Here is a 17,753-nt window from a genome sequence, read left to right as displayed (position 1 = left end):
TTCAGTAAACCGGTTCGGCCGGGAACCCTTCGGCCTGCATTTTCTTCAGCAGATCCTGCCAACGCGACAGGCGCTTGGTGTCGCCGACCTTCTTGTTGCCGCCCGCGCCGGTCAACCACAGGCCTTCACCGTTGAAGGCATACACCGGCAGCAGGTCGGTACGCTGGCTGGCCGGCTTGATCGCGTCCATCAGGCTGTCCAGCACCAGCGGCTGGGCCTGTGGGCTTGAATAATAGGTCAGGACCATGTGCGCACGGTTCTGGCGCAAGGCCTTGACGTAGGTGATGCGCAGCTTTTCGGCGGGGATGCCCATGCGCCGCAGGCTGAAGTACTTGGCGATGGCATAGTCCTCGCAGTCGCCCGCACCCTTTATCAGCGATTGTACCGGCGTGGCCCAGTAATCGACCTCGTGCCACAGGTCGATGTCCTCGACATAGCGCAGCTGCTTGTTGAAGAACAGGTTGACCACCTGCAGCTGCTCCAGTTCGCTGCCCTGCTTCTGTGTCGCCATCAGGTTCTGCCAGGCATCGATACGCCCCTGCCCCGCGCCCATCGGGCCATATAGAGCCTGGGCGCGACGGCTGATCTGCGAGAAGTCCCAATCAGCCTGAATGACGCCCAGCCACAGGCAACCGAGCAGCGCGGCAAGGCCGAGCCGGCGTGCGGTCGCATTGAGAGGCCAAGGTATCGCCACTGCGGACACCCGTTCAGATCAGTCGAAAGCAGCGATGGTGCGGGCTGGAGGCGCAAAAGACAATGGCACCGTGCGATCATGCTGCCAACTGTCGGCAAACCCGCTTCGTACAAGGGCTGGCGACCTTGGCTGTCTTCCCAATGCCGGCAACTTGCTTCACGATAGCCGCGTTTTGACTCTGCGCCACGGCGCATCGCTTGATCAATCCGTTTGACAAGCGCCCCCTTCCCTCACTAGGGTTATTGGATCCAATTTTCATGTTGCCGAGGCGAACCCCGCGTGGCTGAGAAACCCAAACTCCTGAGCACCGTCCTGGGCAGCGAACAAGTACCACCGCACCTGGCCCGGGGTGTTATCGAAGAGCGCCTGCGCAGTGCCATCCTCGATGGCCGCCTGCCCCCGGGCACCGCCGTGCGCCAGCAAGAGTTGGCGACCCTGTTCGGTGTCAGCCGCATGCCTGTGCGCGAGGCACTGCGCCAACTCGAAGCCCAGTCCCTGCTGCAGGTGGTGATGCACAAAGGCGCCGTGGTAGCGCCATTGATCGGTGAGGATGCCGTCGACACGTACGCCCTGCGCGTGCTGCTCGAGACCGAGGCGTTGCGCCAGTCGATCCCCTTGCTCGATGCCGATGACATCGCCCAGGCCAGGGCCTACATTCGCCAACTGGAGACCGAGACCCGTCATGCCGAAATCGGCCGGCTCAATCGCCTGTTCCACATGGCCCTCTACAGCAAGGCGCGGAACCAGAAGCTGCTGCGCATGATCGAGATCGAGCTGAACGAAGAGGAACGCTTCCTGCGCTTCCATCTGTCCTCGATGGGCCTGGGCAAACTCACCCAGGATGACCACATTGCCCTTGTCGATGCCGCCAACGACAGACTGGTGGACGAGGCTGTGAAGCTCCTGGAAGAGCACCTCAACCACGCCGCGCGCACCATCAGGAAATACCTCGACAGGCAATCGGCCAACTGATCCTGCCCAACCGCGCAGCCGCCCCTGGCGACCAACCTGCTGCGCCGACACGATCCGCCACAAGGAACGGCAGCGCACGTGCAGACTCGACAGGACACCATGCCCGACCAGCCGCCCAGGATTCGCCTGATCTGCCTGGCAAGCACACGGCAGCAACTTGCCCAGTACCGCACCTGGGCAAGAACCCTGAGCGACCCCATCGAGCTGGTCGCGGTCGATGTCCCCTCCATTGCCGACCTCGAACAATCCCTGCCCATTTCCGGGCGCCTGACCCAGGCCCTGGTCGAACAGCTCCAGCCCTACCTCATGCAGCCGCATGCGGTGTTTGCCCAAGGCCTGGGCGCGCACATCGCCTTGGCGCTGATACAGCAGGTGCAAAGTGCTTGCCCGGGCCTGACCCGGCACTTGTTTGTTGCAAGCTGTGACAGCCCACAATTCAGCACCACCTACCTGCCCCTGCATATCCCCATGACCGTGCTCTATCCGCCGGGCTCGCTGGCAGCGATGCTCGGCTGGCACAGCCTGGTACGCCGGGAGCTGGAGCTCATTGAGCTACCGGTGCAAGCGGTCGATACTTCGCTGTTGAACCAGCGCTTGGTGCGCATCTTCAACGCCCACCTCGGGTTGCTAAGCTTCTAATTCTCCCCTTGCCATCCGTGCGCTGATCAAAGCTTTTCCGCTGCCTGGTCAGTGCCTGGCCATGGCAGTGCCAGCATTTTGGGCACACTCTACCCCCCGCAGCGGCCGCTGATCATCAGACGTGGACCTGGCCGTCTGCCTCCTCATTCACCTGCAGAAGGAACCTGGCACCGGGGCAAGGACCGCAAGCGATCAGCCGCCCCTGAATAGTCCCTCTCTCCATCTCCGTTCATTCGTGCTCCGAGTGAGGCATTCACTCTGTGTCTATTTTTCTGATCGTTAATTATCGGAAGGAGCACGCATTGCCAAAATAAAACTTACTCAAAGTTTTATTCAGGCACTTATATTTCAAGAAAAGTCCGAGCATAAAATAATCAAAAAAACAATTGCGACCAACTTTGAAGTTGTTCTAACTTTTATATCGCCAGCCAATGGCGGCCAGGCGTCACCGTGGACACCTCGCCAAACAAGCCCTGGCGGCCTCTGACCGTTGTTCGAATTCGAGTTTTCACTCGAGGCCTTCATTCGCCCGGCATTTAGTTGCCTTGCAACTTCCAGAGCATAGCGTCCCTGCATATCACCTCTAAATGGATCTCATCATGAGCACATTGAAGCGCACACTTTCCGACAAGAAACATGAACTTTCCCTGCACCCGCTATTTTCCGAAATCGATTCTCTGGAGACGCTGCGTGGGTTCATGGAAACCCACGTGTTCGCCGTCTGGGACTTCATGTCGCTGACCAAGCGCCTGCAGCAGGAGCTGACCTGCGTCAGCCTGCCCTGGCTGCCACCAAGGGACCCGGCCGCGGCGCGCCTGATCAACGAGATCGTCCTGGGCGAGGAATCGGACGATCGCCTCGATCATGGTCACTACAGCCACTTCGAGCTATACCTCGATGCCATGCGCGAAGTCGGTGCCAGCACCCAGGCCATCGAGCGCTTCGTCAGCCTGCAGCAACAAGGCGTCGCGGCATTCGACGCGCTGCAACTTTGCGGCGCCAGTGAAGCCGCGCAGCGATTCGTTCGCGACACCCTCGAAGTGGCCATCGAGGCACCGGCCCACCAGGTTGCCGCCGCCTTCCTGCATGGGCGGGAAAGCGTCATTCCAGCAATGTTCCAGCAGATTCTCGACGAGTGGGGCATCGGCACCGAGCAGGCACCGACCTTCCGCTACTACCTGCAACGTCACATCGAGGTCGACTCCGAGGACCACGGCCCCGCCGCCGAGCAATTGCTGGCACGCCTGGTCGATCACGATCCGCTGCGCCAGGAAGACGTCTACGTGGCCGCCATCGCCGCGGTGGACAGCCGCATGGCCCTGTGGGACCGCCTGCGTACGTCGCTGAAAACGGCTGTTGCCGAGGTCACCCCATGAATGCCCTCGAGTATCGCTCCTTTGCCGAGGCCTGGGAGGCCAGGGCAACCATTCGCACCCGGCCGCGGCGCCTGGTGGAGGATGACCAGCGCCTGATCTACCCCCTGAGCCGCCAGCCCCTGGTGCTCGGCGCGACGTTCCAGCGCGAGTGCCCGCAGTTGCGCGACTTCGTGCTGGTACAGAGCCTCTACAAGTTCATCAATGACGTGGTGATCTTCGAGACCGAGATCGTCGACCGCACCGCCAGGCGCATCGCCAAGGACCGCTTTGCCGTGCGTTTCCCGTTCGCCTGCCGCTACGACGCGATGACCGTGGTGGTGGACGAGGACTATCACGCCTTGGTCGCGATGGACTTCCTGCAGCAGACCACCGCCCTGACCGGCATCGAGCCGATCGCCCTGCCCCAGGAAATCGAACTCAGCCGCGCCATTCCAGCCGTGCTGGAACAGGTTCCCGAGGCCCTGCGTGACGCCCTGGAGCTGATCTGCGTGGGCATCGCCGAGAACACCCTGACCGACGATGTCGCGGCTTTTGCCCGCGACGACTCGGTCAAGCCCTCGGTGAAGGGCCTGATGGCCGATCACCTGCTGGACGAAGGTCGTCACTCGAGCTTCTGGGCGCGCCTGACGCGCATCTACTGGCATACCGCGCCTGAGGCGGATCGCCAGATGATCGCCAAGGTACTGCCGTTGTTCCTGCGCCAGTACCTGACCAACGACATCCAGCAGGCTTTCGACTGTGCCCTGATCGACGCCTTGCCGGTGAGCGATACGGTACGCCAGGCCCTGCGCGAGGAAGCGCTGGGCCTGGCCTACCCGATCAACCGCCAGCATCCGCTGCTGGGCAACATCCTGCGCTTCTTCCGCAGCAGCTCGATGCTCGAGTCGCCCTGCGTACAGGACGCCCTGCGCGACTATCTGCCCTGAGGACCTAGACATGAGACGCCTCGACATACTCCTGGTGGGCACCAGCCCGCCCCTGGAGGAGTTCGCCCGCCTGCTCGCCGAGCACGGACATGGCTCGGCCAGGGCCGACTGCGCCCAGGCCCTGCCCCGGCAGCTGTCGGCCCATCCCGACCTGGTGGTGGAAGATGGCAGCCTGGCACTGAGCAGCAGTGACTGGCAGCCCCTGGGCGGCACGCCGCTGCTCAGGCTACGCCTGGGTGCGAGCTACGCCGACACCCTGCCGCAACTGGAGGCCCTGTGCTGGTGCGGCAGTGCCAGCGCCCAGCGGCTGATCCATCGCGTGCCGATACACACGCCACCCTCCGGCAATGGCCAACAGCTACGCGAGGACACCTTGCAAGCCCTGTGCGAGCAACTGGCGCTGCAGGTCACCCGCTTCGCCCGCAACCCGTCGCATTTGCAGGAGACGCCTGCGGTAAGCCCTGGAGACCAGGAGCGTGAGCACGGCCTGGACTGGCTGGACACTTTGGCCTACCGCCACCCGTTCAACCGCACGCTGCGCGCCGATTTGCTGGAGAAGGCCGAAACAGGCCTGATCGGCGGCCTGGAACACAGCCTGCGTGTGCACGCCGGGTCTCCTGCCGTGAACCACGATGGCCAGTGTTGCACTTATGAGCAACTGCATGCCCGCGCCGCCGTCATCCAGCGGGCCTTGTTGCCGCTGTTGCCCAAAGCCGGGGAACAGCCGCCTGTGGTCGCCGTGTGCATGGGCAAGTCACCCGAGCTCTACGCCAGCCTGCTGGCGGTGCTGGGCTGCGCCGCCATCTACCTGCCACTGGATCCGGCCACACCGGCCGAGCGCCGCCAGCTGATCCTCGACGACGCTGGCGCCTGCGTCATGCTGCACGACGGCCAGACGCCTGTGGATATCCCTGATGTGGATGTGCGCAACCTTGCTTTGGCGCAGGACTTGCCGCTGCCCAGCCTGGCGTTGCGCCAGGCTGCCGCCGAGCAGGCCTGCGTGGCGATCTACACCTCCGGCACCACCGGCCAACCGAAAGGCGTGTTGCTCAGCCAGGGCAACCTGGCGCACTTCATGGCCTGGTATCGCGAGCATGTGGATCTGGACCGGCACAGCCGGGTCCTGCAGTTCTCCACCATCGGCTTCGATGCCTCGCTGCTGGATATCCTGCCGACGTTCGCCTGTGGCGCGGAACTGGTCCTGCCCAGTGAGGACCAGCGTCGCGATCCGCAGCTGCTGGTACAACTTATCCACAGAGAGGAAGTGAGCCACGCGTTTCTGCCACCGGCGCTGCTGAGCATCCTGCCCCGGGATCTCCATCTGGGCCTGCGCCATCTGGTCACCGGCGGCGACGTCTGCGAACCGGAGGTCATCGCCCGATTGGCCGGGCAATGCCGGATGCACAACATCTATGGGCCGACCGAAACCACCGTGCTGGCCACAACCCGGGTGTTCGACGCCGGCGACGACAACCGCAACCTGGGGCTGCCGATTGCCAACACCCAAGTGTTGATACTCGACCAGCACCTGCAGCCGGTTTGTGAGCAGACCCCCGGCGAGCTGTACATCGCCGGGCCAGGTGTCGGCCTGGGTTACCTGAACAACCCCGAACTGAGCGCCGAACGCTTCGTCGAGCTGAGCTTGCCCGCGGGCCGCACACTGCGCGCCTACCGCACGGGGGATATCGGCAAATGGACCGAGCAAGGTATCGAGTTGTGCGGGCGGCGAGACAACCAGGTGAAGATCCGTGGTTTCCGGGTCGAACCCGAAGAAATCGAGCATTGCCTGCGCGATAGCCAGCTGTTCGCCCAGGTGGCGGTGGTGATCGACGTCCAGCGGCGGGTCCTGGCCTTCCTTGCCCACCCGCAACAGGCCGATGCCGAAACCTTGCTGCGCGAGCATGCCGAGCGACACCTGCCCGACTACATGCGCCCGATGTTCTATCAGGTGCTGCAGCAGATGCCCTATACCGCCAACGGCAAGGTGGATCGCCGGGCGTTGTCGTTGCGTCCACTGGCCTTGCCGACCAGCCAGCGCATCGAACCACGGACAACCACCGAGGAGCGCCTGCGCTGCCTGTGGAGTGCGCTGCTGGAGCTCCCACAAAGCGAGATTTCCGTCGACGACAGCTTCTTCAACCTCGGCGGTCACTCCATCCTGCTGTCGCGCCTGCTACTGGAGGTCAGGGAACACTTCGGCCAGGGGGTGGCCATCAACCGCTTCATCGAACAGCCGACCCTGCAACGCCTGGGCGCGCTGCTCGATGGCGATCACGAGGCGTTGCAAACCTCCCTGGCACGCCTGGAGCAGGACGCCAATCGCGACCTGGGCCTGCAGGTGCAACCGATGGAGCGCCTGGGCGATGTGCACAAGGTGATCGTCACCGGGGCCAACAGCTTCCTTGGCGTGCATCTGGTCGAGGCCCTGCTTGAGTGGGGCGCAAGTGAAGTCGCTTGCCTGGTACGCAGCGCCGCAGGGCTATCCGCCGATGAGCGTTTCTCGCAGGCCCTGCGGGACAACCACGTCACCCTGGACCGCAGCCGCGTACGGGTATTCGAAGCGGACCTGCGCAAGCCACTGCTGGGTTTGGCCCAGGCCGACTACGACTACCTGGACAGCAACTATGGCGCGTTGCTGCACAACGCCGCGCAGGTCAACCATGTGCTCGACTACGAGGTCCTGGCAGCCGACAACATCGAGCCCTTGTTCGAGTGCCTGCGGCTATGCGAAGGCCGACGCAAAAAGATCTTCAACTTCGTCTCGACCCTGTCCGCTTGCAGCGCGGTGGACATTGACGGTCGCGTGCTGGAGAGCGATCCGAGCAGTACCCCGCCGATCTACATACGCAACGGTTACAACCTGAGCAAATGGGTCGGCGAGCGCATCCTCAGCCGTGCCCGTGAGCAGGGTGTGTGGGTCAACCTGTTCCGCCCCGGCAACATCACCTTCGATAGCCGCACCGGGGCCTGCCAGCCTCAGCGCAACCGGCTGATGCTGATGCTCAAGGGCTCGCTGCAGTTGGGCCAGGTGCCGGAGCTCGAGATCGACTTCGACCTCATGCCGGTGGACTTCCTGTCCCGCTTCATCGCTTTCCACAGCAGCCGTCACCAGGCCGGCCAGTGCGTGTTCAACCTGCACAACCCCGAACCCCTGCGCTGGCGTGACTACCTGGCTTCATTCCATGCCCAGGGCCATGCCTTCGAACTGGTCAGCATCGAGCAATGGCAGCGCCAGTTGGCCAGGGTCGATAGCGACAACGCGCTGTACGACGTCCTGGGCTTCTACCTGGACGGTTTCGAGGAAGACATCGGTGACATCTCTGGCATCGCCCACGACAACGCCCGTGCCGGCGTGCAGCGCATGGGCGCCCGTTACCCGAGCAAGGACTCGGCACTGCTCAGCCGCGGCTGCCGCTACCTGGCCGACATCGGCTTTATCTGATCCCTTTCATACACAACAGGAGCAATACCCCTATGCAAGCACTCAAACCCGATACCCTGATCCGCAACCCGCAAGGCTGTCTGGTGGTTTCCAGCGTGGAGATCGCCGCGCCGGCAGCCAACGTGTGGAACATCGTCGGCAACTTCGCTGGCTTCCCGGTGTTCATTCCTGCCCTGGCGCATATCGAGATGACCGGCAGCGGTGTGCGCTCGGTGCGCAAGAAGCTGTTCAAGGATGGCAACGTGGTGATCGAGCAGTTGAACAGCCGTGACGATCAAGCCATGAACATGACCTGGAGCCTGATCTACACCAGCTTGAATATCGGCAATCTGTGGGCGGCCATGCAAGTGCAGGCGATCGACGCCAGCCGCAGCCTGGCCACCTGGACCATCCAGGCCGTTCCCTGGGAAGGTGGCCCGGAGGCTCTGCCGGGCTTCCAGGCGTTCCTGCAGGGCTTTGCCGATGAGGCGATGGGGAATGTACGTAACCTGCTGAGCTGATATCACTGACCCACAAAAAAGCCCGCAGCGACGGCGGGCTTTTTTGCGTTCAGCCACTCAGATAGGGCGGCTGCCGTACTTGTTGTCCGGCTTCTTGGGCGGATCGGCGACCACGTTGGCCTCCACTTCCTGCACCTTGCCACCGCGCGAAAGGAACTCTTCCATCGCCTTGGCCAGCGCGTCGCGCTCTTTCTGCTTGGCTTCCATGCTCGGCATCTCGTCTACCGAGACAGCCGCCTTGGACTTGCCCTTGGCAGCGGGTGCCGGGCTGCTGTCGTCATCGCCGGCATCTTCCGCGCCATCGTCGGCCGCAGCTTCCAGGCCGTCATCAGCCTCGTCTTCGTCGCCTACTTCGAGGTCATCATTTTCCAGATCGTCGTCGCTCATGTTCTACCTCATGACTTGCGAAAAGCAGGTTAGTTATAGACCGGTGCAGCCGTAGACCGGCAGCCACCAGTGAAAATTCAACTGGCCGTGGATTGGCCACTGCCCTGGGTGTCCACCCCCTCATGGGGGGCCTGGCACCCTGCAGGCCTTGCTCCTGGCAAGGCCTGACAAAATCTTTTGAGCCCTTGCTGGCCACAGGCTATTGGCAAGCCTAGCAAAGGGTAGCGAAGTGTGTGGACTACTCGTCCGGCCCCTTCGGCGCGCATTCTAGCGCGCTCGCAGAAAAAGCAAAGCACCAGAAACGCCCAATGACTTGTAAGTTTTCTACCTACGTCGCGATCAGGACAGAGAAACCGTTTGCCCGGCGCGAACCGGCAAACTACAGGCAAAAAAATGCCCGGCGAACCGGGCAAGTTTTCCAGCGTGGCGGTTACAGGTTGTAGCCGCGCTCGTTGTGCTGAGCCAGGTCGAGACCGACCGACTCTTCTTCTTCGCTGACCCGCAGGCCCATCACCAGGTCCAGGACCTTGAGGATCACGTAGGTGACGATGGCGGTGTAGACCACGGTGAAGATCACGCCCTTGGCCTGGATCCAGAACTGCGCGGCAATGTCGGTGACCGCGCCGAAGCCGCCCAGGGCAGGCGCCGCGAACACACCGGTGAGCAGGGCGCCGACGATGCCGCCGATACCGTGCACGCCGAAGGCGTCGAGGGAGTCGTCATAGCCCAGCTTGCGCTTGAGGCTGGTGGCGCAGAAGTAACAGACCACGCCGGACACCAGGCCGATCACCAGCGCGCCCATCGGGCCGACGGTACCCGCGGCAGGGGTGATGGCGACCAGACCGGCGACCACGCCCGAGGCGATGCCCAGTGCACTTGGCTTGCCGTGGAAAATCCACTCGGCGAACATCCAGCCCAGGGCGGCGGCGGCGGTGGCGATCTGGGTCACCAGCATGGCCATGCCGGCAGTGCCGTTGGCGGCGGCGGCGGAACCGGCGTTGAAGCCAAACCAGCCGATCCACAGCATGGCCGCGCCCATCAGGGTGTAGCCCAAGTTGTGCGGGGCCATCGGCGTGGTCGGGTAGCCTTTGCGCTTGCCCAGCACCAGGCAGCAGACCAGGCCGGCGATACCGGCATTGATGTGCACCACGGTGCCGCCGGCGAAGTCCAGCACACCCCAGTCCCACATCAGCGCGCCGTCACCGCTCCAGACCATGTGCGCGATCGGCGCATAGACCAGGGTGAACCACACGCCCATGAAGATCAGCATCGCCGAGAATTTCATGCGTTCGGCGAAGGCACCGACGATCAGCGCCGGGGTGATGATGGCGAAGGTCATCTGGAAGGTGATGAACACTGCCTCGGGGAACAGCGCGGTAGCCGAGGTCAGGCCCGACGGCGTGAGGCCGCTGAGGAAGGCCTTGGAGAAGCCACCGATGAAGGAATTGAAGTTGAGCACGCCCTTTTCCATACCGGCGGTATCGAAAGCCAGGCTATAGCCGTAGATGACCCAGAGGATGCTGATCAGGCCGGTGATGGCGAAGCACTGCATCATCACCGACAGCACGTTCTTCGAGCGCACCATGCCGCCGTAGAACAGGGCCAGGCCCGGGATGGTCATGAACAGGACCAGTGCCGTCGCGGTGAGCATCCAGGCGGTGTCGCCGGAGTTCAGCACGGGGGCGGCAGTTTCCTCGGCCAGGGCCAGCCCTGGCATTACGAGGGACAATAGGGCTCCTAGCCCTGCGATCTTGCGCAGAGTCATGTTGTTTTCTCCTGGGGCGTTGGGTTTGGTGAGGCTTTGCTTGGCGCTTAGATCGCGTCGGTATCGGTTTCGCCGGTACGGATGCGGATCGCCTGCTCCAGATTGACCACGAAGATCTTGCCGTCGCCGATCTTGCCGGTGTTGGCTGCCTTGGTGATGGCTTCGATCACCCGATCGAGGTCCTTGTCGTCGATGGCGACATCGATCTTCACCTTGGGCAGGAAATCGACCACGTATTCAGCGCCGCGATACAGCTCGGTGTGACCCTTCTGCCGGCCGAAGCCTTTGACCTCGGTCACGGTGATGCCCTGCACGCCGATTTCCGACAGCGACTCGCGCACGTCGTCCAGCTTGAACGGCTTGATGATGGCAGTGACTAGCTTCATGAAACTCTCTCCCGATTTGATGGACTTGCCCCAGGAAAACAAACCCGTCTCAAGTCTAAGCGCAGCGCCTGGCTTTGTAACGCGTCGTCGGCTCCATTCTCCCCGCCGACACACGATCCGCCTGTGACGAAGGACCTTGCGGCTCCGCCTGCGCACTGCCTGGTCACAAGGGACTGCATCAGTGCATGGCTCACTCGGGTCTTTGCAGAAACCTTGCCAGTTCGAACAACGATCGGGAAAACAGGGAGTTGCGTGAATCGGTAGGGATTGGCCAGTTGCCAGCAGCGAAAAAGTGCACAAAATCGGTGCGCGACTTTTGGCCGCCCTGCGCGAAAAGCGTGCAGGGCAAGCGGGCAAAAGCCCCGTGCTACACTGCTGCCCTTTCAGTGATCAGCGGATACCAGACATGCTCGCGCCCAAAGCCTTCCTCGATGCCCTGAGCGACCAGGCCTCGCGCCTGTTCAGCGGCGACACCGCCGCGCCCCGCGCCGAACTGGAAAGCCAGTTCAAGGTGCTGATGCAGGGTGCTTTCAGCAAGCTCGACCTGGTCAGCCGCGAGGAGTTCGACAGCCAGATGGTGGTGCTGGCCCGCACCCGCGCCCGTCTCGAAGCCCTCGAGCAGCAATTCGCCGAGCTGGAAGCCAGGATGGCGCCGTCCGCCAAGGAATAACGATCGATACACGGAGTGTTTGCCATGAAAGTCAGTGCCCGCAATGTATTCGAAGGTACCGTCAGCGCCGTCCAGCCTGGCGCGGTGAATGCCGAGGTCGAGCTGACCCTCGGCGGCGGCGAGAAACTGGTGGCGGTGGTCACCATGGCCAGCCTGCACAACCTCAACATCAACGTCGGCAAGCAGGCCGTGGCGCTGGTCAAGGCACCGTGGGTGGTGCTGATGACCGATGCCGCCGGCTACAGGCTGTCGTCGCGCAACAGCCTCGAAGGCGAAGTGCTGCGGGTCGGCGACGGCGCGGTGAATGCCGAGGTGGTGCTGAAGCTGTCCGGCGGCACCGAGGTGTATGCCATCGTCACCCGCGAAGCGGTGCAGGAGCTTGGCCTGACGCCGGGTGTGAAGGCCACCGCGCTGATCAAGGCCTCGCACATCATCCTGGGTGCCAAGCCCTGATCGAATGCCCGCTTCTACCTTGTCCAGGTAGAAGCGGGATTGCCCCGCGATGCTAATCGCGCGGCACACTGGATTAATTCCCCTCCCAGCAGATGAAACTTATTTAAGTTACGTCTTCCCGGTTGACTTCCCCGCTATGCTTTGCATAAAGTTCACCCGCCCCGAAAAGCGGGCCTTTATTTCAACTCACGAAGAATTCAATGGACACAGTATCTAGTCGCTGTCTGGCAGCTGTTGGCCGCCAGGCACTTGAACCGGAACTCCGGGCCCGCCCCTAGGTCGGGCAAGCCGCGCCAGAGCCTGATGCTCCGCCGTAGCTTGCCGCGCCGGGTGCCCGCCCGGTCGGAGGCAAGCTCATGAACCTTGATATCGCTACCCCTCGCCTGCGCGCCTTTGCGCACAAGGCCCCGTACCGTGCTGTCCGCGGCTGGGGCTTGTCTTCGCCCCTGAAACCGCCCAGTCGATAGCGCGCCCGTTGCTGCCTGCAGTGACGCGCGCGATGCTGTCCGTTCGCTGAACTGACGCCATTTAAATCGTCAGAAACTTCCGAACTTTAAGTAATTAAAGTTCATTGGATTTCTATTGCCCGCCACTTAACAAATGGAATTAACCGACCATGGAATCAGCCAGTAGAAAGTTCGCTGCCGATCTTATTTCCGGCATTCGCCAGCGAACACGTAAACGTCGGAAAAACCACGTTTTTCATTGTTTGAATCATTGCGACACGGGACACGTTCACTCACCTTCCCCACCGTGAGTCGACTGTGTGTCGTGCCGCCTCCTGCGGCAGGAGCACAGCCAAATGACCGTAAAAGACCGCAACACCCGCAGCAAAGCCGGCGAAGACACCCGCCTGTCCATGCGCGCCGCCCGCGAAGCACGCAACGGCCTGGCCGTGACCCTGGCCAACCTCGATGCCAGCGAACTGGGCCTGACCGAGCACGAAGCCGCCAAGCGCCTGCAGCGCGACGGCGCCAACCAAGTCGCCCATGACAAGCCGCAACCGGCCCTGGTGCAACTGCTCAAGGCCTTGCACAACCCCTTCATCTACGTGCTGCTCACCCTCGCCGGCATCAGCTTCGTCACCGACTACTGGCTGCCGGTACGCGCAGGCGACCTGGAAGAAGCGGACCTGACCAAGGTCATCATCATCATGACCATGGTCAGCCTCAGCAGCCTGTTGCGCTTCTGGCAGGAGTATCGCTCGGGCAAGGCCGCCGACGCCCTCAAGGCCATGGTCCGCACCACCGCCACCGTGCTGCGCCGCGAGCGCCACGACCAGCCGGCGCGCCTGCGCGAAGTGCCGATGAACGAACTGGTGGCCGGCGACATCGTGCAACTGGCGGCTGGCGACATGATCCCCGCCGATATCCGCCTGATCGAGTCCCGCGACCTGTTCATCAGCCAGGCGGTACTGACCGGTGAAGCACTGCCGGTGGAAAAGTACGACACCCTCGGCCACGTCGCGCAGAAGTCCGCCGGAGGCAGCGCAAGCGATGAAAGCGGCCTGCTCGACCTGCCCAACATCGGCTTCATGGGCACCAACGTGGTCAGCGGCCGCGCCCGCGCCGTGGTGGTGGCCACCGGCAAGCGCACCTACTTCGGTTCGCTGGCCAAGGCCATCGTCGGCTCGCGCAGCCAGACTGCCTTCGACCGTGGGGTGAACAGCGTCAGCCGCCTGTTGATCCGCTTCATGCTGGTGATGGTGCCGGTGGTGTTCATGCTCAACGGCGTGGTCAAGGGCGACTGGAGCGATGCCTTCCTGTTCGCCCTGGCCGTTGCCGTGGGCCTGACCCCGGAGATGCTGCCGATGATCGTCAGCGCCAACCTGGCCAAAGGCGCCGTGGCCATGGCCCGGCGCAAGGTGGTGGTCAAGCGCCTGAACGCCATCCAGAACTTCGGTTCGATGGATGTCCTGTGCACCGACAAGACCGGCACACTGACCCAGGACCGCATCATCCTCGAACACCACGTCGACCCCAGCGGCCACAAGGACCCGCGCCTGCTGGAACTGGCCTGGCTCAACAGCCACCACCAGAGCGGCGTGAAAAACCTGATGGACCAGGCCGTGCTGCGCTTTGCCGGCGAAGACCAGGGCTTCCAGCCGCCCTATGCCTACGCCAAGGTCGACGAACTGCCCTTCGACTTCATCCGCCGGCGCCTGTCGGTGATCGTCAAGGATGCCTTGGGCGACCACCTGCTGGTGAGCAAGGGCGCCGTCGAGGAAATGCTGGCCATCGCCACCCATGTGGAAGAAGGCGGCCAGCGGATCGCTCTGGATGCCGGGCGACGCCAGCAACTGCTGGCCAGCGCCAGCACCTACAACCAGGAAGGCTTCCGCGTGCTGCTGGTCGGCACCCGTGACATCCCAGCTGCCGACAGCAAGCCTCAGTACCACACCGATGACGAGCGCGAGCTGGTGATCCGTGGCTTCCTGACCTTCCTCGACCCGCCCAAGGAAACCGCCGGCCCGGCCATCGCTGCCCTGCGCGAGATGGGCGTGAAGGTGAAGGTGCTGACCGGCGACAACCCGGTGGTCACCTGCAAGGTCTGCCGCGAAGTGGGCCTGGAGCCCGGCCAGCCGCTGCTCGGCCAGGACATCGAGCGCCTGGACGACACCCAGCTCAAGGCCCTGGTCGAAGAGCGCACGGTGTTCGCCAAGCTCACTCCGCTGCAGAAGTCGCGGGTACTCAAGGCGCTGCAAGCCAATGGCCACACCGTGGGCTTCCTCGGTGACGGCATCAACGACGCCCCGGCGTTGCGCGATGCCGACGTGGGCATCTCGGTGGACAGCGGCACCGACATCGCCAAGGAATCGGCCGACATCATCCTCCTGGAAAAGAGCCTGATGGTGCTGGAGGAAGGCGTGCTCAAGGGCCGCGAAACCTTCGGCAACATCATGAAGTACCTGTGCATGACCGCCAGCTCCAACTTCGGCAACGTGTTCTCGGTGCTGGTGGCCAGCGCGTTCATCCCGTTCATGCCGATGCTGGCGATCCACCTGCTGCTGCAGAACCTGATGTACGACTTCTCCCAGCTGTCGCTGCCGTGGGATCGCATGGACAAGGAATTCCTGCGCGAGCCACGCAAGTGGGATGCCCGCAACATCGGTCGCTTCATGCTATGGATCGGCCCAACCTCGTCGATCTTCGACATCACCACCTTTGCCCTGATGTGGTACGTGTTCGCCGCCAACAGCGTGGAAATGCAGGCGTTGTTCCAGTCCGGCTGGTTCATCGAGGGGTTGCTGTCGCAGACCCTGGTGGTGCACATGCTGCGCACCCGCAAGGTGCCGTTCTTCCAAAGCACCGCGGCGCTGCCGGTAATCCTGGCCACCGGCCTGGTGATGTGCCTGGGCATCTACATCCCGTTCTCGCCACTGGGGGCGATGGTCGGGCTGGTGCCGCTGCCGTGGGAATACTTCTCATGGCTGGCCGCTACCCTGCTGGGCTACTGCCTGGTGGCCCAGGGCATGAAGACCCTGTACATCCGCCGCTTCGGCCAGTGGTTCTGAGGGGGTGGACATGCGCGTACTGATCTGCGCGGGGCGCAACTACGCCGACAACCAACGCTGCCGCCAGGCGCTGGACGCCCTCCAGCGCCAGCAACCGATCCAGGTGTTGATCCACGGCGGCAGCCAGCACCTGGGCGGCGAAATCGAAGGCTGGGCCCGCGAACAGGGCGCTGACATCGTGCGCTATCCGCCCAACTGGCAGTTGCACGGCAAGCTGGCCGAGCGCTTGCGCAACGTCTTCATGCTGCGCGACAGCCGGCCCGACCTGGTGCTGGCGCTGCCGGGCGGCGACGATACCGAGGAGTTGCTGGCCCGGGCGCGGGGTTCGGGGATTCCGGTGATCTGCGGCAGACAGCCACGGTCACATTGACCTGACCACGATCTGAGGGGGCGCTTGGCGTCCCCCATCAGAACATTCCGTAGCCCTCTTGAGCACACGACCGCAAACCCCGTAGGATTGAGAGCGATTCCCATCTGCATCTCGCTCATTCCTTTTGCAGGAGAGGTTCGTCGTGCCCTCACCCTCAATTCCGCCGCCGCGCCAGGCCATGGATGTGCTGTACCAGGATCACCACGCCTGGCTGCTGGGCTGGCTGCGGCGACGCCTGCAACATGCCGACAACGCAGCTGACCTGGCTCACGACACCTTCGTGCAACTGCTCGGCCGGCCGGAGCTGATTCCGACGCTGCGCCAACCGCGAGCCTGGCTCAGCAGCGTGGCCAAAGGGTTGATGATCGACCGCCAACGCCGACACAAGCTGGAGACCGCCTATCTGCAGGCCCTGGCCAGCCTGCCGGAGCCCGAGGCGCCCTCGGCCGAGCGCCAGCTGATCCTGCTTCAGACGCTGATGCAGATCGACGCCATGCTCGATGGCCTGCCGGTGAAGGTGCGCATGGCCTTCCTGCTGTCACGACTGGAAGGCATGAGCTACCAGGAAATCGCCCATCACCTGGGGATCAGCCTGAGCAGCGTCGAGAAGTACATGGTCAAGGCCATCCGCCACTGCTATCTGGCAAGGCTGGAATCATGAGCGACGACGTGCTCGACCAGGCCATCGGCTGGCTGGTCAGGCTCGAGTCGGCGCAGCATGCGCCGGCACTGTGTGCCGCCTGCCTCACCTGGCGCCAGAGCGACCCACGCCATGAAGCCACCTGGCAGGCCCTGCAGGAAGCCCAAGCATGTTTCAGCCAGGCCCGCGAGCTGCCCGGTGGCGTTGCCCTGCGTGCGTTGACGGCGCCCGAGCGGGCGGATCGCCGACACGCCCTCAAGCTGCTCACACTCGGCCTGATGGGGCTGGGCCTAAGCGGCAAGGCATTGCAACACTCACCCTGGCGCCTGAGTCTGGCCGACCACAGCACCCGCACCGGAGAGCGTCGCCGTGTCCAGCTGGCCGATGGCAGCGAGCTGCAGCTCAACAGCCGCAGTGCGGTCAACGTGCGCTTCAGCGCGACCGAGCGTCTGGTCGAACTGCTTGAAGGGCAGGTCTATGTCCGCGCGCGGGGCGACACCCGGCAACGCCCCCTGTGCGTGACCAGCGCCGAGGCCAGCCTGTGGACATTCGACGCGGCATTCGATGTCTGCCAGGCGCGCGGCAACACGCGCCTGGCCATCGACCAGGGCCAGATCGCGATCCAGGTGCCCGGGCGAGCCCAACAACTGGCCAAGGCCGGCGAGCAGTACCGCATCGACCGCCATGGCGCGCAGCCCCTGGCCAATCCCCAGGCCCAGGGCTCGGCCTGGACCCGTGGCCTGCTGATCGCCAACGACATGCCCCTGGCCGAACTGGCCGATACCCTGGCCCGTCAGCGCGAAGGCTGGGTCGGCTGCGATCCGACGGTGGCCGGCCTGCGCGTTTCCGGGGTGTTCCAGCTCGACGACACCGACAATGCCCTGCGCAGCCTGGCTCACACCTGGCCGGTGCGCCTGCAATGGCGAACCGCGTTGTGGGTGCGCATCCTCCCGGCGTAAAGAAAATCGATTCTCGTTTACGGGTTTTCCCCGCTCCTTCGACAAACAGGAAAAACACCT

General features: G+C 63.4%; 16 protein-coding genes. 12 read left to right on the top strand and 4 right to left on the bottom strand.

What is annotated here, in order from left to right:
- Nucleotide 1: 1 nt before the first annotated feature.
- Nucleotides 2–703 (bottom strand): cysteine protease LapG, encoded by a 702-nt coding sequence (lapG, locus tag ACODS9_RS21330; RefSeq protein ID WP_401108293.1) that lies wholly within the window; start codon nucleotides 701–703, stop codon nucleotides 2–4.
- A gap of 270 nt (nucleotides 704–973) precedes the next feature.
- On the opposite strand from lapG, the gene ACODS9_RS21325 reads away from it, so the two are divergent.
- The 6 genes from ACODS9_RS21325 (at nucleotide 974) to ACODS9_RS21300 (ending at nucleotide 8,549) form a co-directional block, all read left to right on the top strand.
- Nucleotides 974–1,666, top strand: coding sequence for a GntR family transcriptional regulator (locus ACODS9_RS21325; RefSeq protein ID WP_401108290.1), 693 nt, complete (start codon nucleotides 974–976; stop codon nucleotides 1,664–1,666).
- A gap of 78 nt (nucleotides 1,667–1,744) precedes the next feature.
- Nucleotides 1,745–2,305: a hypothetical protein gene (locus tag ACODS9_RS21320; protein WP_489094701.1), complete on the top strand. Its 561-nt coding sequence runs from the start codon at nucleotides 1,745–1,747 to the stop codon at nucleotides 2,303–2,305.
- A 599-nt stretch (nucleotides 2,306–2,904) separates the two neighbouring features.
- Entirely contained in the window at nucleotides 2,905–3,681 is a 777-nt protein-coding gene (locus ACODS9_RS21315; RefSeq protein ID WP_489094700.1) for a DUF3050 domain-containing protein, read from the top strand.
- Nucleotides 3,678–4,607 (top strand): diiron oxygenase, encoded by a 930-nt coding sequence (locus tag ACODS9_RS21310; protein ID WP_489094699.1) that lies wholly within the window; start codon nucleotides 3,678–3,680, stop codon nucleotides 4,605–4,607. The genes ACODS9_RS21315 and ACODS9_RS21310 overlap by 4 nt, the downstream gene beginning before the upstream one ends.
- Before the next feature lie 10 nt (nucleotides 4,608–4,617).
- Nucleotides 4,618–8,049, top strand: a complete 3,432-nt coding sequence (locus ACODS9_RS21305) for an amino acid adenylation domain-containing protein (RefSeq protein WP_489094698.1) — start codon at nucleotides 4,618–4,620, stop codon at nucleotides 8,047–8,049.
- A gap of 32 nt (nucleotides 8,050–8,081) precedes the next feature.
- On the top strand, nucleotides 8,082–8,549 hold the full coding sequence (locus ACODS9_RS21300) for an SRPBCC family protein (protein WP_489094697.1): 468 nt from the start codon (nucleotides 8,082–8,084) through the stop codon (nucleotides 8,547–8,549).
- A 57-nt stretch (nucleotides 8,550–8,606) separates the two neighbouring features.
- Here the strand turns inward: ACODS9_RS21300 and sutA are convergent, their stop codons facing one another.
- From sutA to glnK, 3 genes are all read right to left on the bottom strand, one after another.
- Nucleotides 8,607–8,936: a transcriptional regulator SutA gene (sutA, locus tag ACODS9_RS21295; RefSeq protein WP_023632536.1), complete on the bottom strand. Its 330-nt coding sequence runs from the start codon at nucleotides 8,934–8,936 to the stop codon at nucleotides 8,607–8,609.
- Between the two features lie 430 nt (nucleotides 8,937–9,366).
- Complete coding sequence (locus tag ACODS9_RS21290) at nucleotides 9,367–10,701, bottom strand: ammonium transporter (protein ID WP_489094696.1); 1,335 nt, start codon at nucleotides 10,699–10,701, stop codon at nucleotides 9,367–9,369.
- A gap of 47 nt (nucleotides 10,702–10,748) precedes the next feature.
- Nucleotides 10,749–11,087 (bottom strand): P-II family nitrogen regulator, encoded by a 339-nt coding sequence (gene glnK / locus ACODS9_RS21285; protein WP_002555808.1) that lies wholly within the window; start codon nucleotides 11,085–11,087, stop codon nucleotides 10,749–10,751.
- 406 nt (nucleotides 11,088–11,493) lie between these two features.
- Here glnK and ACODS9_RS21280 point away from each other — a divergent pair, with 406 nt between their 5' ends.
- The 6 genes from ACODS9_RS21280 (at nucleotide 11,494) to ACODS9_RS21255 (ending at nucleotide 17,693) form a co-directional block, all read left to right on the top strand.
- Nucleotides 11,494–11,757 (top strand): accessory factor UbiK family protein, encoded by a 264-nt coding sequence (locus tag ACODS9_RS21280; RefSeq protein ID WP_102683536.1) that lies wholly within the window; start codon nucleotides 11,494–11,496, stop codon nucleotides 11,755–11,757.
- Between the two features lie 24 nt (nucleotides 11,758–11,781).
- Complete coding sequence (locus ACODS9_RS21275; protein WP_401108276.1) at nucleotides 11,782–12,210, top strand: TOBE domain-containing protein; 429 nt, start codon at nucleotides 11,782–11,784, stop codon at nucleotides 12,208–12,210.
- 802 nt (nucleotides 12,211–13,012) lie between these two features.
- Nucleotides 13,013–15,724, top strand: coding sequence for a magnesium-translocating P-type ATPase (gene mgtA / locus ACODS9_RS21270; protein ID WP_489094695.1), 2,712 nt, complete (start codon nucleotides 13,013–13,015; stop codon nucleotides 15,722–15,724).
- A 10-nt stretch (nucleotides 15,725–15,734) separates the two neighbouring features.
- The gene (locus tag ACODS9_RS21265) at nucleotides 15,735–16,094 is read left to right on the top strand and encodes a DUF2493 domain-containing protein (protein ID WP_489094694.1); all 360 of its coding nucleotides are present in this window, start codon (nucleotides 15,735–15,737) and stop codon (nucleotides 16,092–16,094) included.
- A gap of 178 nt (nucleotides 16,095–16,272) precedes the next feature.
- Complete coding sequence (locus ACODS9_RS21260) at nucleotides 16,273–16,755, top strand: sigma-70 family RNA polymerase sigma factor (RefSeq protein ID WP_489094704.1); 483 nt, start codon at nucleotides 16,273–16,275, stop codon at nucleotides 16,753–16,755.
- Nucleotides 16,752–17,693, top strand: a complete 942-nt coding sequence (locus ACODS9_RS21255) for a FecR domain-containing protein (RefSeq protein ID WP_489094693.1) — start codon at nucleotides 16,752–16,754, stop codon at nucleotides 17,691–17,693. Before ACODS9_RS21260 ends, ACODS9_RS21255 begins: the two co-directional genes overlap by 4 nt.
- The last annotated feature ends 60 nt before the right edge of the window (nucleotides 17,694–17,753 follow it).

This window comes from Pseudomonas sp. FG36 (genome assembly GCF_057809275.1).
This window is presented reverse-complemented; position numbering and strand designations above follow the sequence as displayed.